Origin of the sequence: Actinoplanes sp. CA-051413, from assembly GCF_050955795.1 — a bacterium.
Classification (GTDB): Bacteria; Actinomycetota; Actinomycetes; order Mycobacteriales; family Micromonosporaceae; genus Actinoplanes.
In genome coordinates this window covers 38,355-53,647 of record NZ_CP192101.1, presented here as the reverse complement: position 1 = coordinate 53,647, position 15,293 = coordinate 38,355, and the positions used below count along the sequence as shown (strand labels likewise).

The following is a 15,293-nucleotide window of genomic DNA, read 5'->3' as shown; positions in this document are numbered from 1 at the left end:
GTGCCCCACCTCCCGAAATGCGCTCTTTGTGGATCTTGTAGGCGTTCAAAATCCTTGATCTTGTATCGAAGATACCTTGGTACTTCAATCGAAGTTGACCTTGAGGACTCTGTACAGAGCTGAGCTGGCCGGATGGCCCGGCGGCCGACCAGACGACGCGTAGCGGCGTCGTGAGGCGACTGGACAGCCAGACAGCGACTCCCAACAGGGTGAGCAGGCAGCAGCCCGGCACAGACGTACTCAGGGCGACAGGGGCTGCTCGGCCACGACGCGACGCCGGCGGCAGCCAGACCTTCGAGGGCAAGCCGGCGCAGCCGGTGCGGCCGGTGCGGCAGCCGGGCGCCGGGACCAACGACGGCGACCAGCCACCCGCTGCACCCGTTCCGGCTCGGCCACGGGGCGGGGGCGGGGGCGGGGGCGGGGGCGGGGGCACAGAACGTGCGTCTTACCGAATTCCCGGCTCGGGCGCGGCAGGTTTGCTTCGCGTGGCCGATCGGCCACGCGAAAGACGCACGTTTGGTCCGACCGTGCGCGCAAGCACCCCGTCAAGCTGTCCGGTGGGAGAGTTCCGTGCCGCAGCGCACGGGAGGTGGGCGCTCGGGGGCTAACCAAGCGCCCACCGATCTCCTCGAGCGTTCTGTTCCTCCGAGGAGGGCCGCCGCGTCTTAGCAAGGGAAGCGGCCCTGGAAAGAAGTCTGCCGTGTCTCAGCGAAAACCGTCGCACGCAATGTGCGAAAAAAATCGGGACATTCCCCTCATTGAAGTACGCATCACCCGTACCCGTATTCAGCGGTGGGGATGCACGCTGGCAGCAGTGCTGCTAGGTGTCGCGGTCTCGCAGTATCCGGAGACTGCCACGCCCGTCGCGCTGGCGCTGACCGCACATGTCGCTTTCAGGCGGTCTTTGGTTTGACCGTCTAGTTCGCCTCCCTGCGCCGAGGGCGACCTCGGTACAGGGAGGCTACGACCTGCGACTGGCCTGTCGTCCCGACACGATGATGGTCCAGGCGCCAGGACCACGACGGCGAGACGGCCGTCTGTCCGCGGCTGTCCGCCCGTCCCTCCGGGCGCGATCGCGTCCTAGGTGAGCCGGCGGCGTTCGCCCCAGGTGACCGCGGTCGCCGCGGTGGGCAGGAGGGTGGACTGCAGGGCGGTCTCGCCGGCGATGACCGACGCGAAGTACCGCTCCCGTGCCCGGGCCCGCGTCTGGACCGGGCGGATTCGCACGTGGGCGCCTGCGCCGGGCGGGGCGTACACGGCGCCCTGGTCGTCGAGCTGCCAGTGCGGCCGCTGCGCGATCGCGGCGGCCAGCTCGGCATCGTCGATCACGGTCTCGACCGTACGCGGCCCGGTCCGGGCGGACTGCCGGTAACGGGCCGCTAGCCCGTAGCGGGGTGTTGCCACCCGTTGCCACCTCCCGACCTGCGCCGTTGAGCCACCGGTTCTCGTTTCGCGACCACGAATGAGGCGCCTGCAATAGTGCGGCAGCGTCCTCAGTCCGGAAGCTTGTCGTACAGGTGTGCGATAGCGTGTCGGGGTGAACTGGGGGAACTACCAGATGCAGCGCCGGGTGCGGGAGTCCGCGACGTACCTGGCGCAGGCCGGCGACGGCGAGCTGGCGCAGTACATCGTGCGGCTCTGCGAGCTGCCGGACGGCAGGTGGCTCGTGCACCTGATGGCGCTGCCCTGGGACAGCCACGTCACGGAGAACACGTTCGCCACGGTGGAGCAGGCGTGCGAGGCGGCCGACGCGCTGTATGCGATGGGCCTCGACGGCGGTCGCTGGGAGATCCGGCACTGGGGGTGGCGGCGCCCCGAGCCGGCTACCAGGCCGAGCGCCGCGTCTGACCGGAGCTGACTGCGGCCGAATTGACGTCGGCGTCAGGTCCCGTCGCAGCAGACTCGTCACCTGGACCGACCTGCGCCGCCCGACTCCACGAGCCCGCAGGCCGCGATGACCCGGACGTGACCCGGCGGAACGGTCCGGCCTCGACCGCGGGCGCTTTCCGGAACGGTCCGCCGTTCCGCACGGCCGCGGCGACCGTTCCGCCGGGTCACGGTCCACCGACACCGCGTTCACCTCCGCCGGTGGGAGCCGCAGCACGCTCACCGAGCAGCTGCCCATCGAGATCACCGGCACCATCGACATCGACCCGACACAGCTCAGCCGGGTCATTTGGAGCGGCTGAAGAAACGGCGGGTCGCCTGGCCTGGAAGGACACTGGCGGCCCCTGCTGTTACAGCAGGGGCCGCCAGGCGTGCGAACTTCAGCTGACGCTCCGCAGGTGCCCGCCTGCCGCCGGCAGGTCCTCATCGTCTCGGTGGGCGCCGCCATCGTGCTGGAAGAACGAGGCCGGCTGGTCGCTGACCTCGACGTTGCCGCCGTGCACGATGATCTGACGCGCCGCCCGTGCGGCCTCAGGGGAGAAGAAGACGTCGCCACCGTGGATCATGACGACCCGGCCACCGGTGGCGGCCTTGTCGGTGAAGGCGATCGACCCGCCGTGCACGACGATGTCCGTCTCCTGCTCGTTCGCCGCTGCCGTGGAGGCCTTGGGCTTTCCGGGCCCCGCGTTCGCACTCATGGCCGCTGCCCAAAGCTGCATGATCTGCTGCCCGGTACCGGCCGGCGTCTCCAGCGCGGCGAGGATCTTCCCGAGCACGGAGCGGGTCGGCATGATCTTCCCGTTGAAGATCCGCGACAGCGTGGCCGCGCTCTTGCCGACCTTGGGCTCCAGCGCACGCAGCGGGATCCCCGCATCGGCGCGCAGAGCCGACAGCACCTCGGCGAAGCGCGTGCCCGGGTCTTCGTGGGGCAGATCGAGATAGCCGCTTGGCGTCATCGCGATGGCGCCCGTGGAGCGGTCGCGCGTACGGGTCTTCAGAAGGTCTTTCAGCGAGGCGTAGGCGTTTGCCGTGGCGTCTGTCGCGGTCCCTTCGAGCGCGTTGCCCGCCCCGGCTGCCAGTGCGGCCACGATGAGCTCTACCGAGCCCATCAGGCTGCCTGGTCCGTGTCAGCCGGCTCGGCACCGGGGTCCTGAGCGGGGCCGGGCTGGGCCGACGGGTTGGTGCTGGGCGTGCCGGGCGCGGTAAGAGAGCCGAACCCGCCGGGGATCACGTTCGGCGGCAGGGCGGGCGGCGCCGCCTTGTCGTCGTTGATGATCCACGGGATGACGTTCGCGGCGACCAGGAACACCAGCACGACGCCGGCGAGGGCGCCGAGCAGGCTCTCGCCGGAGGCCATGAAGGCGGCGCAGACTGCCAGCACGATCAGCAGGACGAGGACGCGCAGGAGCCACCTGCGGAAGGTCAGCCAGGGATTGTGATTCACGTGCACCTCCGGTGCGGTGATGCCCCGACCGCATAGCGGTCGGGGTCGCGGTGGTCTGGGTTGGTACCCGGGCCTTGAGTTGTGGAGCCAATTACCGATTCGCGTGTGACAGCGCGAATCTGGGTGTCATCCTAACTGGCCGTATCGATAGCGCAACCGATGTAGGAGAGAAAGACCCCGCCGAAGTCAAGATGGATTGATCCACAAAAGAAGATGGGCCGGAGATCCGCAAAGGATCCCGGCCCATCGTCGTGCCAGGAGGCTGTTGTCACCCAGTCTCACCAGCGGCTCCGTCTCGCACGCCCGGGTACCAACCAGACAACGCTTCGGAGGTAGCCGCCCCTGCCGTAAAGCCGAGGCTCGCTGAGAACAAGATGGTCGCGGGAAGAAGGAAACGGAAGAACTTTGCGGCGATGCGCGCAAAAAGCTAAACAGCTGAAACGTGCAACACCCCCTGCTGAGCTGCTTTCATTGCATTCGACGAAAGCAGCTCAGCAGGGGGTGTTGCACGCAACATAGTGAAACGCTGAAAGGAATTGATCAGGCTGTGCAGGGCCCCAGCGTGGATCACCCGCCAGCTGCTCGGCGTCAGCCCGAGCACCGGTGTGTTGTGCAGTGCAGGCATCGGACGGCGCGTTCTGCGGCCCGCAGGTCACTGCAGGCGCCAGCAGTGGTTGCGACGAACTTGCACTGCGGCTGCGTGACAGTGCCGGGTGTGCAGGCCAACGGCGTGCTGACGCTGATCTCTACAGTTGACCTCCGCCAGGCGACACGGGGAGGGTGCCAGGTGTTCTGTGACCAGTGCGGGCGGCTGCTACCGGACCCGGCCGCGACGTCGTGCCCGCACTGCGGTGCCGCCCTGACGCCCGCCGTCACCCCCGCCCCGGCCCCGGTCGTGCTGGACGCGCTGCCCGCCCCGGTGCCCGGCCGGGCGGCCCGCGGCCCGAGCAGGCGGTCCTGGGTGCGGGCCACGATCGGCCGGAACGTGCCCGGCACCCTCGCGGGGATCGTGGGTGCGTGGTTCGGGGTGCCGATGGTGCTGCTGATGGCCGGGGTCGGCGCCATCGTCGGCGGTGTCGCCGGCGTGGTGTCGGGCACGCTGATCGGCACGGCGATGCTCGGTCGGATCGATGTCCTGCTCGGCTACGTGTTCCCCCTGCCGGTCTCCGCGCAGGACCTGCTGCCGACCGCGGCCGCGCAGATCGGCGGAATCGTCGGCGGCCTGCTTGGGATGGTCAACGGCGCGCTCGAGCTCGGCGCGATGACCGCGGTCTACCCGTGGCGCAAGCTCTACGCCGGCGATCCGTTGTGGCCGGTCGCGGTGCTGCTCGGCCAGGTGCTGGTCGCCGTGGTCGTCGGCGGGCTGTACGTGTGGTGGTCCGCGGCGACCGAGGCGGCCCGGCTGCGCATCGGCGGCGCCCGCCGGCTGTCACGGCGTGAGGCGGACTGGCTGCTGCCGATCCTGACCGAGGCCGGCCAGCGGCTCGGCCTGACCGGGCTGCCCAGGTTGCTCATCGACGACCGGCGCGAGCCGAACGCGGCCGCCGGCATCCGGCACATCGTCATCAACCAGGGCCTGCTGGAGCAGCTCAACCACGACCGCGAGCAGGTCGCCGGCGTCCTGGCCCACGAGCTGGCGCACTGGCGCGACGGCGACGCGATCGCGATGGCCTGGGCCAAGGGCGTCGCCCTGCCCCTGTATCTGGTGTTCGAGCTGGCCGACCGGATGCTCCGCGCCGCCCGGGCCCGCCCGCTGCAGGTCCTGATCCGGGTGCTGCTCTGGTCGGTGCTGGTCACCGTCCGGTACGGCGTCCTGCCCGCCCAGTCGCGGCTGTGGCGCGGGCAGGAGTACCGGGCCGACGCCGCGGCGGCCGCCGCCGGCTACGCACCCGGCCTGCGCCAGGCCCTGACCTACCTGCGCGGGTCTTTCGACGGGCAGCGCTCGGGCTGGGACCGCACCCTGCTCGCGTCGCACCCGCCGAACGAGCTGCGCCTGGAACGCCTGGAGGACACCGGCCGGGTCTACCCGATGAACGAGGACCACCCGCTGATGCGGGCGCTGCCCGGCTGGACCGGCGACAGCACCGTCCGGAAAGGCTGGTAAGCCCCGGTGCTCGAGTTCGCGCCGCTGCCGCGCTTCGACGTCGTCGCCCGCCCCGCGGTCTACCTGGGCCTGGACCCCCTGGATGGGTTCTCGCCGTGCTGGTCGAGCGCGCAGGACTCGGTCGGCGTGGTCGGTCCGCCCCGCTACGGCAAGAGCTCAGGCGTGCTGATGCCCACGTTGATGACCTGGGACGGCCCGGCCGTGGTCACCTCCACCCGGCCCGATCTGCTGCAGTTCACCGGCAACCGCCGCCGCCAGCTCGCCGCGGCCCGCGGCGGCCAGGTGTATGTGTACGACCCGTTCGGCTCGGTGCCCGGCGTAACCAGCGTCCAGTGGTCCCCGATCGCGGGCTGCGCCGATCCGTCCGTGGCGTACCGGCGGGCCTCGGCGATGGTCGCCGTGGTCGGCCAGGGCGTGAGCGACTCCGGGCACTGGACCGCCGGCGCCGCCTCCATCCTGCGCGCGCTGTTCCACGCCGCCGCCCTCGACGGCTCAGACATCGCCGACGTGCGCCGCTGGCTGGCCCGCCAGGACACCGAGCAGGCGGCGACGATCCTGCGCGCCTCGACCAGCATGGCCGCGGACTGGGCCGACGACCTGGACGCGCTGCACCTGCTCGGCGACCGTGAACGCGGCAGCTTCTTCTCGATGGCCCGAACCTGCATCGACGCGACCGCCGAACCCCGGGTCCGCGCCTCGACGCACGGGCCGTTCCTGGACATCGACGCGTTCCTGACCAGCGGCTCGACCCTGTTCATCGTCGGGCCGTCGCACTACCAGAAGGTGGCGGCGCCGCTGATCGTCGGCCTGGTCGACGCGATCGCCCAGCGCGCCGCCGAGCTCGCCGCCCGCACCCCGGGCGGCCGGCTCGATCCGGGCCTGCTGCTGTGCCTCGACGAGGTCGCCAACATCGCGCCCTTGGACTCGCTGCCCGAGCTGGTCTCCGAGGGTGGCGGCGCCGGGGTCGTCACCCTGTGGGCCGCGCAGTCCCTCGCCCAGCTACGCGCCCGGTACGGCACCGACATGCAGCAGGCCATCCTCACCGCGACCACGGCGAAGGTGATCTACGGCGGGATGAGCAACGGCGGGGACCTGCGCGACGTGTCGTCCTGGGCCGGCGAGTACAGACAGGCGCAGGCCACGTACTACACCGGCGGACCGGACCCGACGCGTTCGCCGGCGCAGCCCGGGCAGCTGGCCGACCGGGACAACGAGGGCCGGCAGCATGCGATCGGTTCGCTGTACCGGCCCGTGCTGCCCGTCGACGCGCTGCAGCAGCTCCCGCCCGGGCGGGCCTGGCTGTTCTACCGCTCCGACAAGCCGCTACTGGTCGAGACCCGCCCCGCCGGCCTCATCGCGCCGTACCAGGCCCTGTCCGGGTACACCCCGCTGCACCCGCTCGACCGGCTGCCAGCCGCATCATGACTGCCCTGACCTGCCCGCGCTGCGGTGCGCCGGCGGCCGCGGCCGCCCGGTTCTGCCGCACCTGCGGCGCCTCTCTCGCCGGCGCCCCGGACCCGGCGCCCGCCCCGGTCCCTGCCCCGGAGCCTGCGCCCGTGCCTGTTCCGGAACCTGGCCCGGTCCTCGCTCCGGAGCAGGTGCGGGCTGACGCGCTCGCGCCGGCGCGGGCCTGGTGGAACCGGCGGCCGCGCGGCCGCACCCCATGGCTGGCCGGGCTCGGCGTCGCCCTGGTCGTCGTGCTGGCCCTGGTCGGCTACCTCGCCGCGGTCACCATCAACAACACCCGGTACCCGCCCGACCAGCCCGTCCGGGCCCTGTTCGCCGCCCTGACCGCCCGGGACACCACCACCGCGGCCGAGCTCGCCGGCTGCACCTCACCTGCCTGCACCGGCAACGCCCTGAGCAGGGGGTACGAGCCACCGACCGACGTGCAGCTCGGCAAGATCTCCTACAGCGACCCGACCGACAACACCCGCCGGCCGGACAAGTCGATCGCCTACGTCCCCGTCACGTACCGGCTCGGCGGCGCCGCGCAGACCGTGACCATGCGGGTGCAGCGCACCGGGACCGGCCTGGCCCGCCCGTTCCGGATCATGTCCGGCGCCACCGGCCGCCTGGCCGTCACCGCGGGCCGCCTCGACCAGGTCCAGGTCGCCGGCGCCCAGGTGCCCGTTGACGACCAAGGCGTGACCGTGCTACCCGGCCGCTACACCGTCCAGGTCCCGCCGACTGACCCGCTGTTCGCCGCGACGCCGGCGGCCCCGGCGCAGGTCGACGTCCCCGCCACCGCCGACCAGCGCGCCACCCCCGTCGCCCTGCAGCTGCCCGTGCAGATTCGGCCCGACGTCGTCGACCAGGTCGACGAGCAGGTCGCCGCGTTCCTCGCCGCCTGCGCCGAGCAGGAGACGCTTACCCCGGCCGGCTGCCCGTTCCGGGTGCCCGGCATCGTCATCAGCGCCACGGACGTGCGCTGGCGCATCGACCAGGCACCGGTGATCGAGGTCGTGCCGGCCGAGCAGCCCGGGCCCACCGACCCGCCGGCGGCCATGCGGACCATCACGCCGGGCCGGGTCACCGTCACCTACGCCGCGTTCACCTCCGCGGGCGGCGACCGCAGCACCGTCACCCAGCAGCTGCCCATCGAGATCACCGGCACCGTCGACGTCGACCCGGCGCTGCCCGGCCGGATCATCTGGAGCGGCTGAACCACCGCGGACAACACGGCGGTCTCTCGCGGGCGAGGACATGACAACGGCGGGACGATCCGTAACGAGGGAGAGGCGCCGCTATTTTGGGGGCCCCGCTGCGGGCAGCTACAGCGATTGATCCGCATCCGCCAGGGCTTCGCACTCCGTGATCAAGCGCCGGATATTCACGCCGTTACGCAGTTTTAGCTCTCCGTGCCCGACTCATGACCACAAGCGGTGGCACGGGTGCGGGGTCCCGTAGCCGTGGGACCCCGCTTCTCGACGTGGTGAAACCCGTGAGACCGATGTCGAGAATGCATGCCAGCCCCCACCATGATGGCTACGACCCGTTCATGCAAGGGTCTGACCTGGGGTTTCTGTTCCGCGGCCATGTTCACGTACCCGCCGCGGTTGTGAACTTGCTGGTCTTCGCCTCGTTCATGACGCCCCATGTCGATCTTGATGAACATCGGGGTGCCTCTACGGGCTACCGCACCGGGCGCAAAAGGGGAATCGTCTTCTATCGCCTGGACGACTGGGCTGTGGAGTAGCCGCCACGGTGAGCCCTCTCGTCTGCGCGAAACCCAGAGCACGCCGGCTCCGGCTGGCGTGCTTCCTTCGTCCCTTTGAAGGGTTGAGACCGATGTCGTTCCTCCCTTGCCTGCCTACTGGGCTGGGCAACCGCCAGCGCGTGCCGTCACGCGCGGTGCTCATCATCATCGTGGTGTTCGTGTCCGCCACAGCGCCGTTGCTGCTCATCAACGGCGGCATGCCGACCGCGGACGCGCTGGCCACGGTCGCCGCCGTAGCTGCCTTCGCGGTCGGCTTCACCTACCAGGTGCTGGCCCTGATGGCCGGCGGCCGCCCGGCGGGCGGGCCCGCCGACGCGTCACCGCTGCATCTGAGGTGAGCCGGACCAAACGGGACGGTGCATCCGCAGATCCGGACCAACCGGCGAAGCTGACCCCGCGATCGTTCAAGGACATCCCCGAGGACAGGCCGGCCAAGGCGCTGGGTGAGTACCTCAGGAAGATGCTCCGCGATCAGGACATCCTGCCTGACTGGATGACCCGCACCGGGACCGCGAAGAACACGATCACCACCACCATGGACGGCCGCTACAAGGGGTGGCCGTCGATCGAGAAGTGGCTTGAGGTGTTCGTCGACGAACGCGTCGGTGGCACCTACACCCAGCAGCAGTACGACCACATCCGCGAGCTCCACGAGGAGGGCCGCAAAAGCCACCAAGCAAACACTCCGAAGGTCGCCAAACCGGCGCCGAGACGCAAAGCACGCAAATCCGAGCAGGCCGCGCCTGCTCCCGCACCGGGTCCGGCACCTCCACCGCCAGCACCCAGACGGTTTCCGGCATCCTCGGCCTCGCTGCACGCCCAACTCCCGCGGCGGGAACCCGGAATGCGCCTCAACGTCGCTGAAGGAGTCTTCCTCGACGACCACGAGGCCCAGCAACGCCAGACCGAGCTCCGGCAGGAGGCGCTGCGCAAGGCCCAAGAGGCATGGCAGCGCCGAGCCGAGACGCTGGCAGACGCCCCACCCGGGCATTGCCGCTACATCGGACGGGCTATCGCCGAACAGACCAAGCCCCACCAGCCGCTCACCGCCACCGAAATCCTCATGTACACCTGGGAACGGTCGCGCGGCACCCTCTACTCGGCCCACAGCCGCGAGGACAGAATCCGCGCGCAGATACGGTCGCGGTTCCGCAACACCCTCGACGCACCGGACAAACTCCAGGCGTCGCCACCGGCTCCCGGGCTCGCCATCAACGGCGCTCCCGGCGACAGGACACCCCTGCCGACGCCGCAACGACCGAAGACCACAAACCGCTCACCGCGATCCGGTCTCCGCGTTCCCCGGCAGTGGACCAGCGCTCCTCCCATCCCGGTGACAGTCGGGCTGATCCTGCTGCTCACCGGCCTGTTCACCGGCTCCGGCTATGTAGTGATCGACCAGATCCTCGGATGGGTCTGACGACCTCACCCACCGAGGCGCACTGTTAACGGCCAGGGCCGCCCACCGGCGGCCCTGGCCCTCGGCCGCGCTCAGGGCCGGCCCCGTTCGGGTACGCCCGGCCTTGGAAGGGGTCCGGCTGGACGGCACGCCCTGCCAGCCGAGCCGGTGCCCGGGGCGTCGAGCGTCAGGTCCGGCCGCCGAGGAAGTGGGCCAGGGCGAGCAGCACGGCGATGGTGCCGCCAGCGCCGGAGCGGGCGCGGCTGGCTGGTGCGGGTGAGCCGTCAGCGTGCCGTTCATGGCACATCGGTCGCGGCCCGCTCGATCGCGCGGTAGACCGTCGAGCGGCGAGTGGCCCACCATCTGTGCTGGCGGGCCACTCGTTTGGTGCTGGGTTATGCGGGTTTGCGTCGGGTGGCGCCCGGCGGCTCACTGGTAGGGACGGCGGTCAGCCGCCTCGGCGGGTGGTAACTCGTGCCGATCGGGCCGACGTCGTCGGGGATCGGCTTGAGGATGTTGCGTACGGACATCCACCGGGCCTTGAGCTCATCCGTGGCGTCGAAGCCCATGATCGGCCCGTACTCGGCGAGGTAGGCGACCAGGAAGCTCCAGCGCGGCAAGATGCTGCCGTGCAAGTACCGGTGCACCGTCGCGGGTGAGGTACCGGTCACCTTGGCGACCTCGCGGTACGACACTTCGCCTCCTCGGCGATGCAGCCCACGCATGTAGATGCCGAATTCGCGCAGCGCGGCCTGGTATTCCGGATCGTTGACGGTGGCCATGGCGGTCACACCGCCCGGGACGCCGCAGCGCCGAGGACGTAGCGAGCCGTCATGCTGGCCGCGCACACGACACCGATGATCGCGGCCAGCGCCGCGCCGAGGGTGTAGCCCTGCACGACCAAAGCAAGCACGACAGCAGCGACCACGATCAGGATCAGCAGACGCCACCGGCGTGCCGAGCGGGCGCGGGCCTCCTGTGGGTCTAGAGGCTGACACGCCCACCGGAGCGGGCGGACAGCTATCAACGCGAAGATCATCGCGCTCCTCACTTTCCGGGCGCCCCCGCGAGTACGGAGGCGCCCGCCAACGGTCTTGGCGGCTCGGACATGGGTATTGCGAGCGAGATGCTTGAGCCACCGCTGGCCTACGGGGTTGCCGCCCCGGACACCGAACATCTCGCCTTCACAAATGATGCATGACTTTCGGCGAGCGCGCATCAACCCGAACCGCGATACCCCGGACCGGAACGATTACAAGCCGAGTCAGTCAGCGCGCCGATTAATTTGCGTTTGGACGCCACGGAAGCACAAGAGTGAGCAAATAAAAAAGGCAGGAAAAGCGTTATGCTTTTCCTGCCTTATTCCACAAAAATAGGCCCCCGCGGCAACGGAGGCCCGATTTTCAGTTGAGTCCTCGAAGCCGCCAAGACCGTTGGAAGAAGCGACGAGGGCTCCGGGCGCGGACCGGGCGTTGGGGGCAGTCACGGTGACTTAGGTGGTAGCCCACTGTCGCCCCCCTCGGTATGCCCTGCTCCGTCCCACGGGTACCAGCATCAAAGTTCTGAGCTGTTTAAACAACCTCCTGGAACGAACTGGAACGAACTGAGGGGGATCTGCCCGCGGTCTGCAAGCGGATGAAACGAACTGACCATGCGCACAACGTTGCGTAAGTGTGCCGGCGGCCAACAAACAGTTCCGATGGGTCCCACTTAGCCTCACATCGCCTCCCTTTGGATCTCGGAATGCGCGCACCCAAGGCGCGTCACGCGCGTGAAGCGCCCGCGCGTTCGGAAGCGCGCCCCCACGCGCGCGGGCGGGCACCCTCGCGCGGGCACGCGCGCGATGCAGGCCACAAAAACGATCATTAAGCAATTTCCTAAAACGCCCCCAGCGCATCGATGTAAGGCAATTGCAAGCGCGTCTGCCAAGCTTTACCTGGCACCATCGTCGAAACGTCGTTCATTGCTCGAAAAATGATTCGATAAAGAGTCGAGGGTTGACCCTTTCCGACCCGTCGGAGCACTCCCCAAGAGCTCCAAAAGTTCCCGCATCGTGAGACGATGAGGTCGGCCTGTCGATCAGCCGAGCGTGCCGGCCCGGCGTGTCGTCGTCGGCGTCTACGGGTTTGGCGCCGCCGGGAGAACCGGCCGTGCGAGCGTGCCGGTGTCGCGGGCGCGCCGCGCGACCGGCAAACCACAGGCAGCGGCCGGTTGTCACCGCGGCCACCGCGCAGCCCAGCACCGGGTACGACGATCACCCAGCACGTCTGACCCGAACCGGTAAGAGACCGGTGGCCCTCTCCCCAGACGGGGCAGAGGGCCACCGGTCTCTTACCGTCGCCCTACCGCGGCTCGTCGCCGTCAGCGGGCAGCACGAGCGCCCACCGGTGGCACCGGGTCATGCCGTCGAGCTCGAGCACGTCGATCGGCCCGTCCGGGCCGGTACTGTCCGCGACTGTGCCGAGCGCCGCGGTCATGTCGCCTGCGTCGTCGTCGGGCAGGCAGATTACCCGGTCGCCCGGCTGCGGGCGCGTCCCGTTGCCCTCGGCGTCGCCGATCAGCGCCCAGGAGTGCGCGATGACATCGACGATCTTGCTGGGCACGCTGACGCCGAGCAGGTCACCGGCGTATCCGCTGGCCTTGCCGATGTGCCCGACCCACTTCGGGCGACCGGCGGGGAACTTGGAGCGGGTCAGCACGAGCACCGGGGCGCCCTTGACCGTACGGGGCCGCTGCGTGGGCAGCTCGGCCAGCGGTGTCCGGTCGGACACCGTCAGGCCGGCCTGGCCCTGGGCGTAGCCCTGGCTCCAGTTGTAGACGGTCTGGCGGGTGACGCCGGCCGCCTTGGCGATCGTGGCGATCGGTTCGTCGGCTTGCCGGGCCGCGGTGACGGCGAGGCGTAGCTGGTGCTCGGCGGCGGAGTAGTCCTTGGCGGCCTGACGGACGGCATCGAGGAAACGCGGATCAGCCATGTCCAAACATTAGACAGTTTGTGGTCAGAGTGTCCACTCATTTTACGTCTAGTGTTTAGACACTTCCAGTTGGGCGATCAGGCGAGGCGTTCGACCACCAGGCGCCGGCACACCTGGGCCTGGTGGTCGAAGCGCTGCCCCCGGCTCGCTGGACGGTCCGGGCGGGCGGCGCGACCCCCGCCGCGGCGTCGTCCGCCAGCCGGGCGGGCCAGGTGGGGATGTCATCCGCGGCCGCCGGCACCGAAGTGGGCCAGGCCGAGTAGCAGGCCGGTGGCGCCGGCGAAGGCGGCGCCGCCGGTCAGGATGGCGTTCGGGATGCTGGCGCCGCCGGCGTGGGCGAGCAGACCAGCGGTCACGGCGACCAGCGCGGCGGTCAGCAGAATCAGCAGCACCCAGACCCAGCGCGGGGTGCCGGACGGCGCGGGCGGCGGGACGGGGGTGGCGGCGGGAGCCGGGGAGGTCATGGCGGGCGGGGTCCTTCCGGTCGGCAGAGCTCTCCTTAAGGGAGAGCTGCCTGACTTCGCCCTGCTTCGCAGGATCCGACGGTGGCCGAGGACTGCAAAGTCGCAGTAGTGATAATCACTGTTATCACCTGCTGGGCCGTAGGCTGGCCAGCATGGCCTCTCCGCTGCCCGACCTGGTGCACCTCGCCGGACACGGTGAGCTGGAGCCGGCGGATCTCGCATTGTCCGAAGTGCCGCCGGCGTCCGGCCCTCGCGCCGAGGCCAACGCGGAGCTGCTCTGGCACACCCTCGCCTCCGGCGCCACCATCGGCGACCGGATCCACGAGCAGGGCGAGGAGGGCCCCGCCGCAGACCAGCCGTTGTCCGTCTTCATCAACGGGGAGCTCTACCGGGAGGAGGTACTCAGCCTCTCGATCGGCTCTCGCAACCTGGTGTGGCTTAGCGATGGCGGCGCGGCCCGAACGCTCAGTGCGGACGAGCAAGCCCTCGTCGATGCCGTGGCGGCGCTGCCGCTGCCCGGCAACGGTCCAGGCCGGTGGACCTGGCGCACCGCCACCGTTGCCTGGCTGCTCTCGCGGCGCTCGCCGCACACCCGCCGGGCGTATTTCCGCGACCTCGCCGGCTGGCTGAGCTGGCTGGCCGCGCGTGACCAGGACCCCCGCGCGGTGCGCCGCGGCGACCTCGACACCTACCTCGCCCAGCTGCGCGACGGCCCGCGACCGCCCGCCGCCAGCACCGTCAACCGGCGGCTGTCCACCCTGTCCAGCTGGTACGGCTACCTCGCCGACCACGACCTGGTCGCCCGCAACCCGGTCACCGCCGTCGACCGGCCGCCGCTGAACCGCGACTACTCGCCCACCGTCGGGCTCACCGTCGCCGAGGTCCGCGCCCTGCTGCGCGCCGCTAACCAGGTGGTCGAGCGCCGCACCATGACCGGGGCCGGCGACCTCGTCACCTCCGGCCGCGACCGCGTACTGCTCGGCTTGCTCGCCAGCCTGGGCCTGCGCGTCGGCGAGGCCACCGGCCTGGACGTGAGCGACCTACGCGTCAACCAGGGCCACCGCACCGCCGTCATCCGCGGCAAGGGCGGCCGCACCCGCGAACTTCCCGTACCGCCAGCGGTCGCCCGCCACCTTGAACCACTGCTCGCCGAACGCCGCCGCGACATCGCTCGTCGCCGGATCCGCGACCAGTTCACCCCGCTGATCGACCGCGACCAGGAGCAAGTACGCCGACAGCTCAGCGCCGGCGTCCTGCCGCGGCGAGCTGTCGAGCGCGGCATGTCTCTCGCCGCCGCTCGGGCCCTGGTGGACAACGGGGGCGTGTACCTGGCACCCGCCTCGGCGGCGTGGTCGTCGGCAGATCGAGAGATCGACGGCCTGTCATCCGCCCAGCTCGAACAGCGGGGCGAGCGCGGGCCGCTGCTTGTCACCAGCGGTGAGAAGCGGCTGACCCAGGCGGCCGTCTACGCCATCGTCCGGCGACTGGCCCGCGCCGCTGGCCTGCCCGCCGCCGAGCAGGTCAGCCCGCACAGCCTGCGCCACTCGGCCGCCACCGCCGCCCTGGACGACGGCGCCCCGCTGCGCGACGTGCAGGACTTCCTCGGCCACGCCGACCCGCGCACCACCCGCCGCTACGACCGCAACCGCGGCTCGCTGACCGCTCGCCCGCGCACCGCCTCGGCGTGCTGTACGCCGAGTAAGGACCCTTTGTCGACATTGCGGGCCGACACGAGTTCCCGGCGTCAGCTCCGCCTCAGGTGACGCGCGTTGATCTGGTGCCGGCAACGGGTCGTTTTTCGAC

At 70.3% G+C, this 15,293-nt stretch carries 14 protein-coding genes and 1 pseudogene; 8 read left to right on the top strand and 7 right to left on the bottom strand.

Annotated features, from left to right (window positions below; translation table 11 throughout):
* Nucleotides 1-1,080: 1,080 nt before the first annotated feature.
* Nucleotides 1,081-1,404 (bottom strand): hypothetical protein, encoded by a 324-nt coding sequence (locus tag ACQP2Y_RS46940; RefSeq protein WP_433732532.1) that lies wholly within the window; start codon nucleotides 1,402-1,404, stop codon nucleotides 1,081-1,083.
* 133 nt (nucleotides 1,405-1,537) lie between these two features.
* Between ACQP2Y_RS46940 and ACQP2Y_RS46935 the strand changes: the two genes are divergently transcribed.
* Nucleotides 1,538-1,858, top strand: a complete 321-nt coding sequence (locus ACQP2Y_RS46935; protein WP_433732530.1) for a hypothetical protein — start codon at nucleotides 1,538-1,540, stop codon at nucleotides 1,856-1,858.
* A 409-nt stretch (nucleotides 1,859-2,267) separates the two neighbouring features.
* Here ACQP2Y_RS46935 and ACQP2Y_RS46930 read toward each other — a convergent pair whose 3' ends face one another.
* On the bottom strand, nucleotides 2,268-2,996 hold the full coding sequence (locus tag ACQP2Y_RS46930) for a helix-turn-helix domain-containing protein (protein WP_433732528.1): 729 nt from the start codon (nucleotides 2,994-2,996) through the stop codon (nucleotides 2,268-2,270).
* Nucleotides 2,996-3,331, bottom strand: coding sequence for a hypothetical protein (locus ACQP2Y_RS46925; RefSeq protein ID WP_433732526.1), 336 nt, complete (start codon nucleotides 3,329-3,331; stop codon nucleotides 2,996-2,998). Before ACQP2Y_RS46925 ends, ACQP2Y_RS46930 begins: the two co-directional genes overlap by 1 nt.
* A gap of 787 nt (nucleotides 3,332-4,118) precedes the next feature.
* On the opposite strand from ACQP2Y_RS46925, the gene ACQP2Y_RS46920 reads away from it, so the two are divergent.
* From ACQP2Y_RS46920 to ACQP2Y_RS46900, 5 genes are all read left to right on the top strand, one after another.
* Entirely contained in the window at nucleotides 4,119-5,435 is a 1,317-nt protein-coding gene (locus ACQP2Y_RS46920; protein WP_433732524.1) for a M48 family metalloprotease, read from the top strand.
* A 6-nt stretch (nucleotides 5,436-5,441) separates the two neighbouring features.
* Nucleotides 5,442-6,860, top strand: a complete 1,419-nt coding sequence (locus ACQP2Y_RS46915) for a type IV secretory system conjugative DNA transfer family protein (protein WP_433732522.1) — start codon at nucleotides 5,442-5,444, stop codon at nucleotides 6,858-6,860.
* Nucleotides 6,861-6,991: 131 nt separating this feature from the next.
* Nucleotides 6,992-8,101: a hypothetical protein gene (locus ACQP2Y_RS46910; protein WP_433732520.1), complete on the top strand. Its 1,110-nt coding sequence runs from the start codon at nucleotides 6,992-6,994 to the stop codon at nucleotides 8,099-8,101.
* 625 nt (nucleotides 8,102-8,726) lie between these two features.
* The gene (locus ACQP2Y_RS46905; RefSeq protein ID WP_433732518.1) at nucleotides 8,727-8,993 is read left to right on the top strand and encodes a hypothetical protein; all 267 of its coding nucleotides are present in this window, start codon (nucleotides 8,727-8,729) and stop codon (nucleotides 8,991-8,993) included.
* Nucleotides 8,990-10,075, top strand: coding sequence for a hypothetical protein (locus ACQP2Y_RS46900; protein ID WP_433732516.1), 1,086 nt, complete (start codon nucleotides 8,990-8,992; stop codon nucleotides 10,073-10,075). Before ACQP2Y_RS46905 ends, ACQP2Y_RS46900 begins: the two co-directional genes overlap by 4 nt.
* Before the next feature lie 374 nt (nucleotides 10,076-10,449).
* On the opposite strand, the gene ACQP2Y_RS46895 is transcribed toward ACQP2Y_RS46900, so the two are convergent.
* The 4 genes from ACQP2Y_RS46895 to ACQP2Y_RS46880 form a co-directional block, all read right to left on the bottom strand.
* Nucleotides 10,450-10,836: a helix-turn-helix domain-containing protein gene (locus ACQP2Y_RS46895; RefSeq protein WP_433732514.1), complete on the bottom strand. Its 387-nt coding sequence runs from the start codon at nucleotides 10,834-10,836 to the stop codon at nucleotides 10,450-10,452.
* Nucleotides 10,837-10,841: 5 nt separating this feature from the next.
* Entirely contained in the window at nucleotides 10,842-11,093 is a 252-nt protein-coding gene (locus tag ACQP2Y_RS46890) for a hypothetical protein (RefSeq protein WP_433732512.1), read from the bottom strand.
* Between the two features lie 1,303 nt (nucleotides 11,094-12,396).
* Nucleotides 12,397-13,026: a helix-turn-helix domain-containing protein gene (locus ACQP2Y_RS46885; protein ID WP_433732510.1), complete on the bottom strand. Its 630-nt coding sequence runs from the start codon at nucleotides 13,024-13,026 to the stop codon at nucleotides 12,397-12,399.
* Between the two features lie 221 nt (nucleotides 13,027-13,247).
* Entirely contained in the window at nucleotides 13,248-13,490 is a 243-nt protein-coding gene (locus ACQP2Y_RS46880) for a hypothetical protein (RefSeq protein WP_433732509.1), read from the bottom strand.
* A gap of 152 nt (nucleotides 13,491-13,642) precedes the next feature.
* On the opposite strand from ACQP2Y_RS46880, the pseudogene ACQP2Y_RS46875 reads away from it, so the two are divergent.
* Nucleotides 13,643-14,635: pseudogene (locus tag ACQP2Y_RS46875) on the top strand (tyrosine-type recombinase/integrase); the annotation flags it as partial.
* A 135-nt stretch (nucleotides 14,636-14,770) separates the two neighbouring features.
* Complete coding sequence (locus tag ACQP2Y_RS46870; protein ID WP_433732588.1) at nucleotides 14,771-15,253, top strand: tyrosine-type recombinase/integrase; 483 nt, start codon at nucleotides 14,771-14,773, stop codon at nucleotides 15,251-15,253.
* Nucleotides 15,254-15,293 lie beyond the last annotated feature (40 nt).

Bases quoted from the DNA above. Each gene is read 5' to 3' on its own strand.
- ACQP2Y_RS46885 (WP_433732510.1), bottom strand. From the start codon at position 13,026: ATGGCTGATCCGCGTTTCCTCGATGCCGTCCGTCAGGCCGCCAAGGAC.
- ACQP2Y_RS46930 (WP_433732528.1), bottom strand. From the start codon at position 2,996: ATGGGCTCGGTAGAGCTCATCGTGGCCGCACTGGCAGCCGGGGCGGGC.
- ACQP2Y_RS46880 (WP_433732509.1), bottom strand. From the start codon at position 13,490: ATGACCTCCCCGGCTCCCGCCGCCACCCCCGTCCCGCCGCCCGCGCCG.
- ACQP2Y_RS46905 (WP_433732518.1), top strand. From the start codon at position 8,727: ATGTCGTTCCTCCCTTGCCTGCCTACTGGGCTGGGCAACCGCCAGCGC.
- ACQP2Y_RS46895 (WP_433732514.1), bottom strand. From the start codon at position 10,836: ATGGCCACCGTCAACGATCCGGAATACCAGGCCGCGCTGCGCGAATTC.
- ACQP2Y_RS46890 (WP_433732512.1), bottom strand. From the start codon at position 11,093: ATGATCTTCGCGTTGATAGCTGTCCGCCCGCTCCGGTGGGCGTGTCAG.
- ACQP2Y_RS46870 (WP_433732588.1), top strand. From the start codon at position 14,771: ATGTCTCTCGCCGCCGCTCGGGCCCTGGTGGACAACGGGGGCGTGTAC.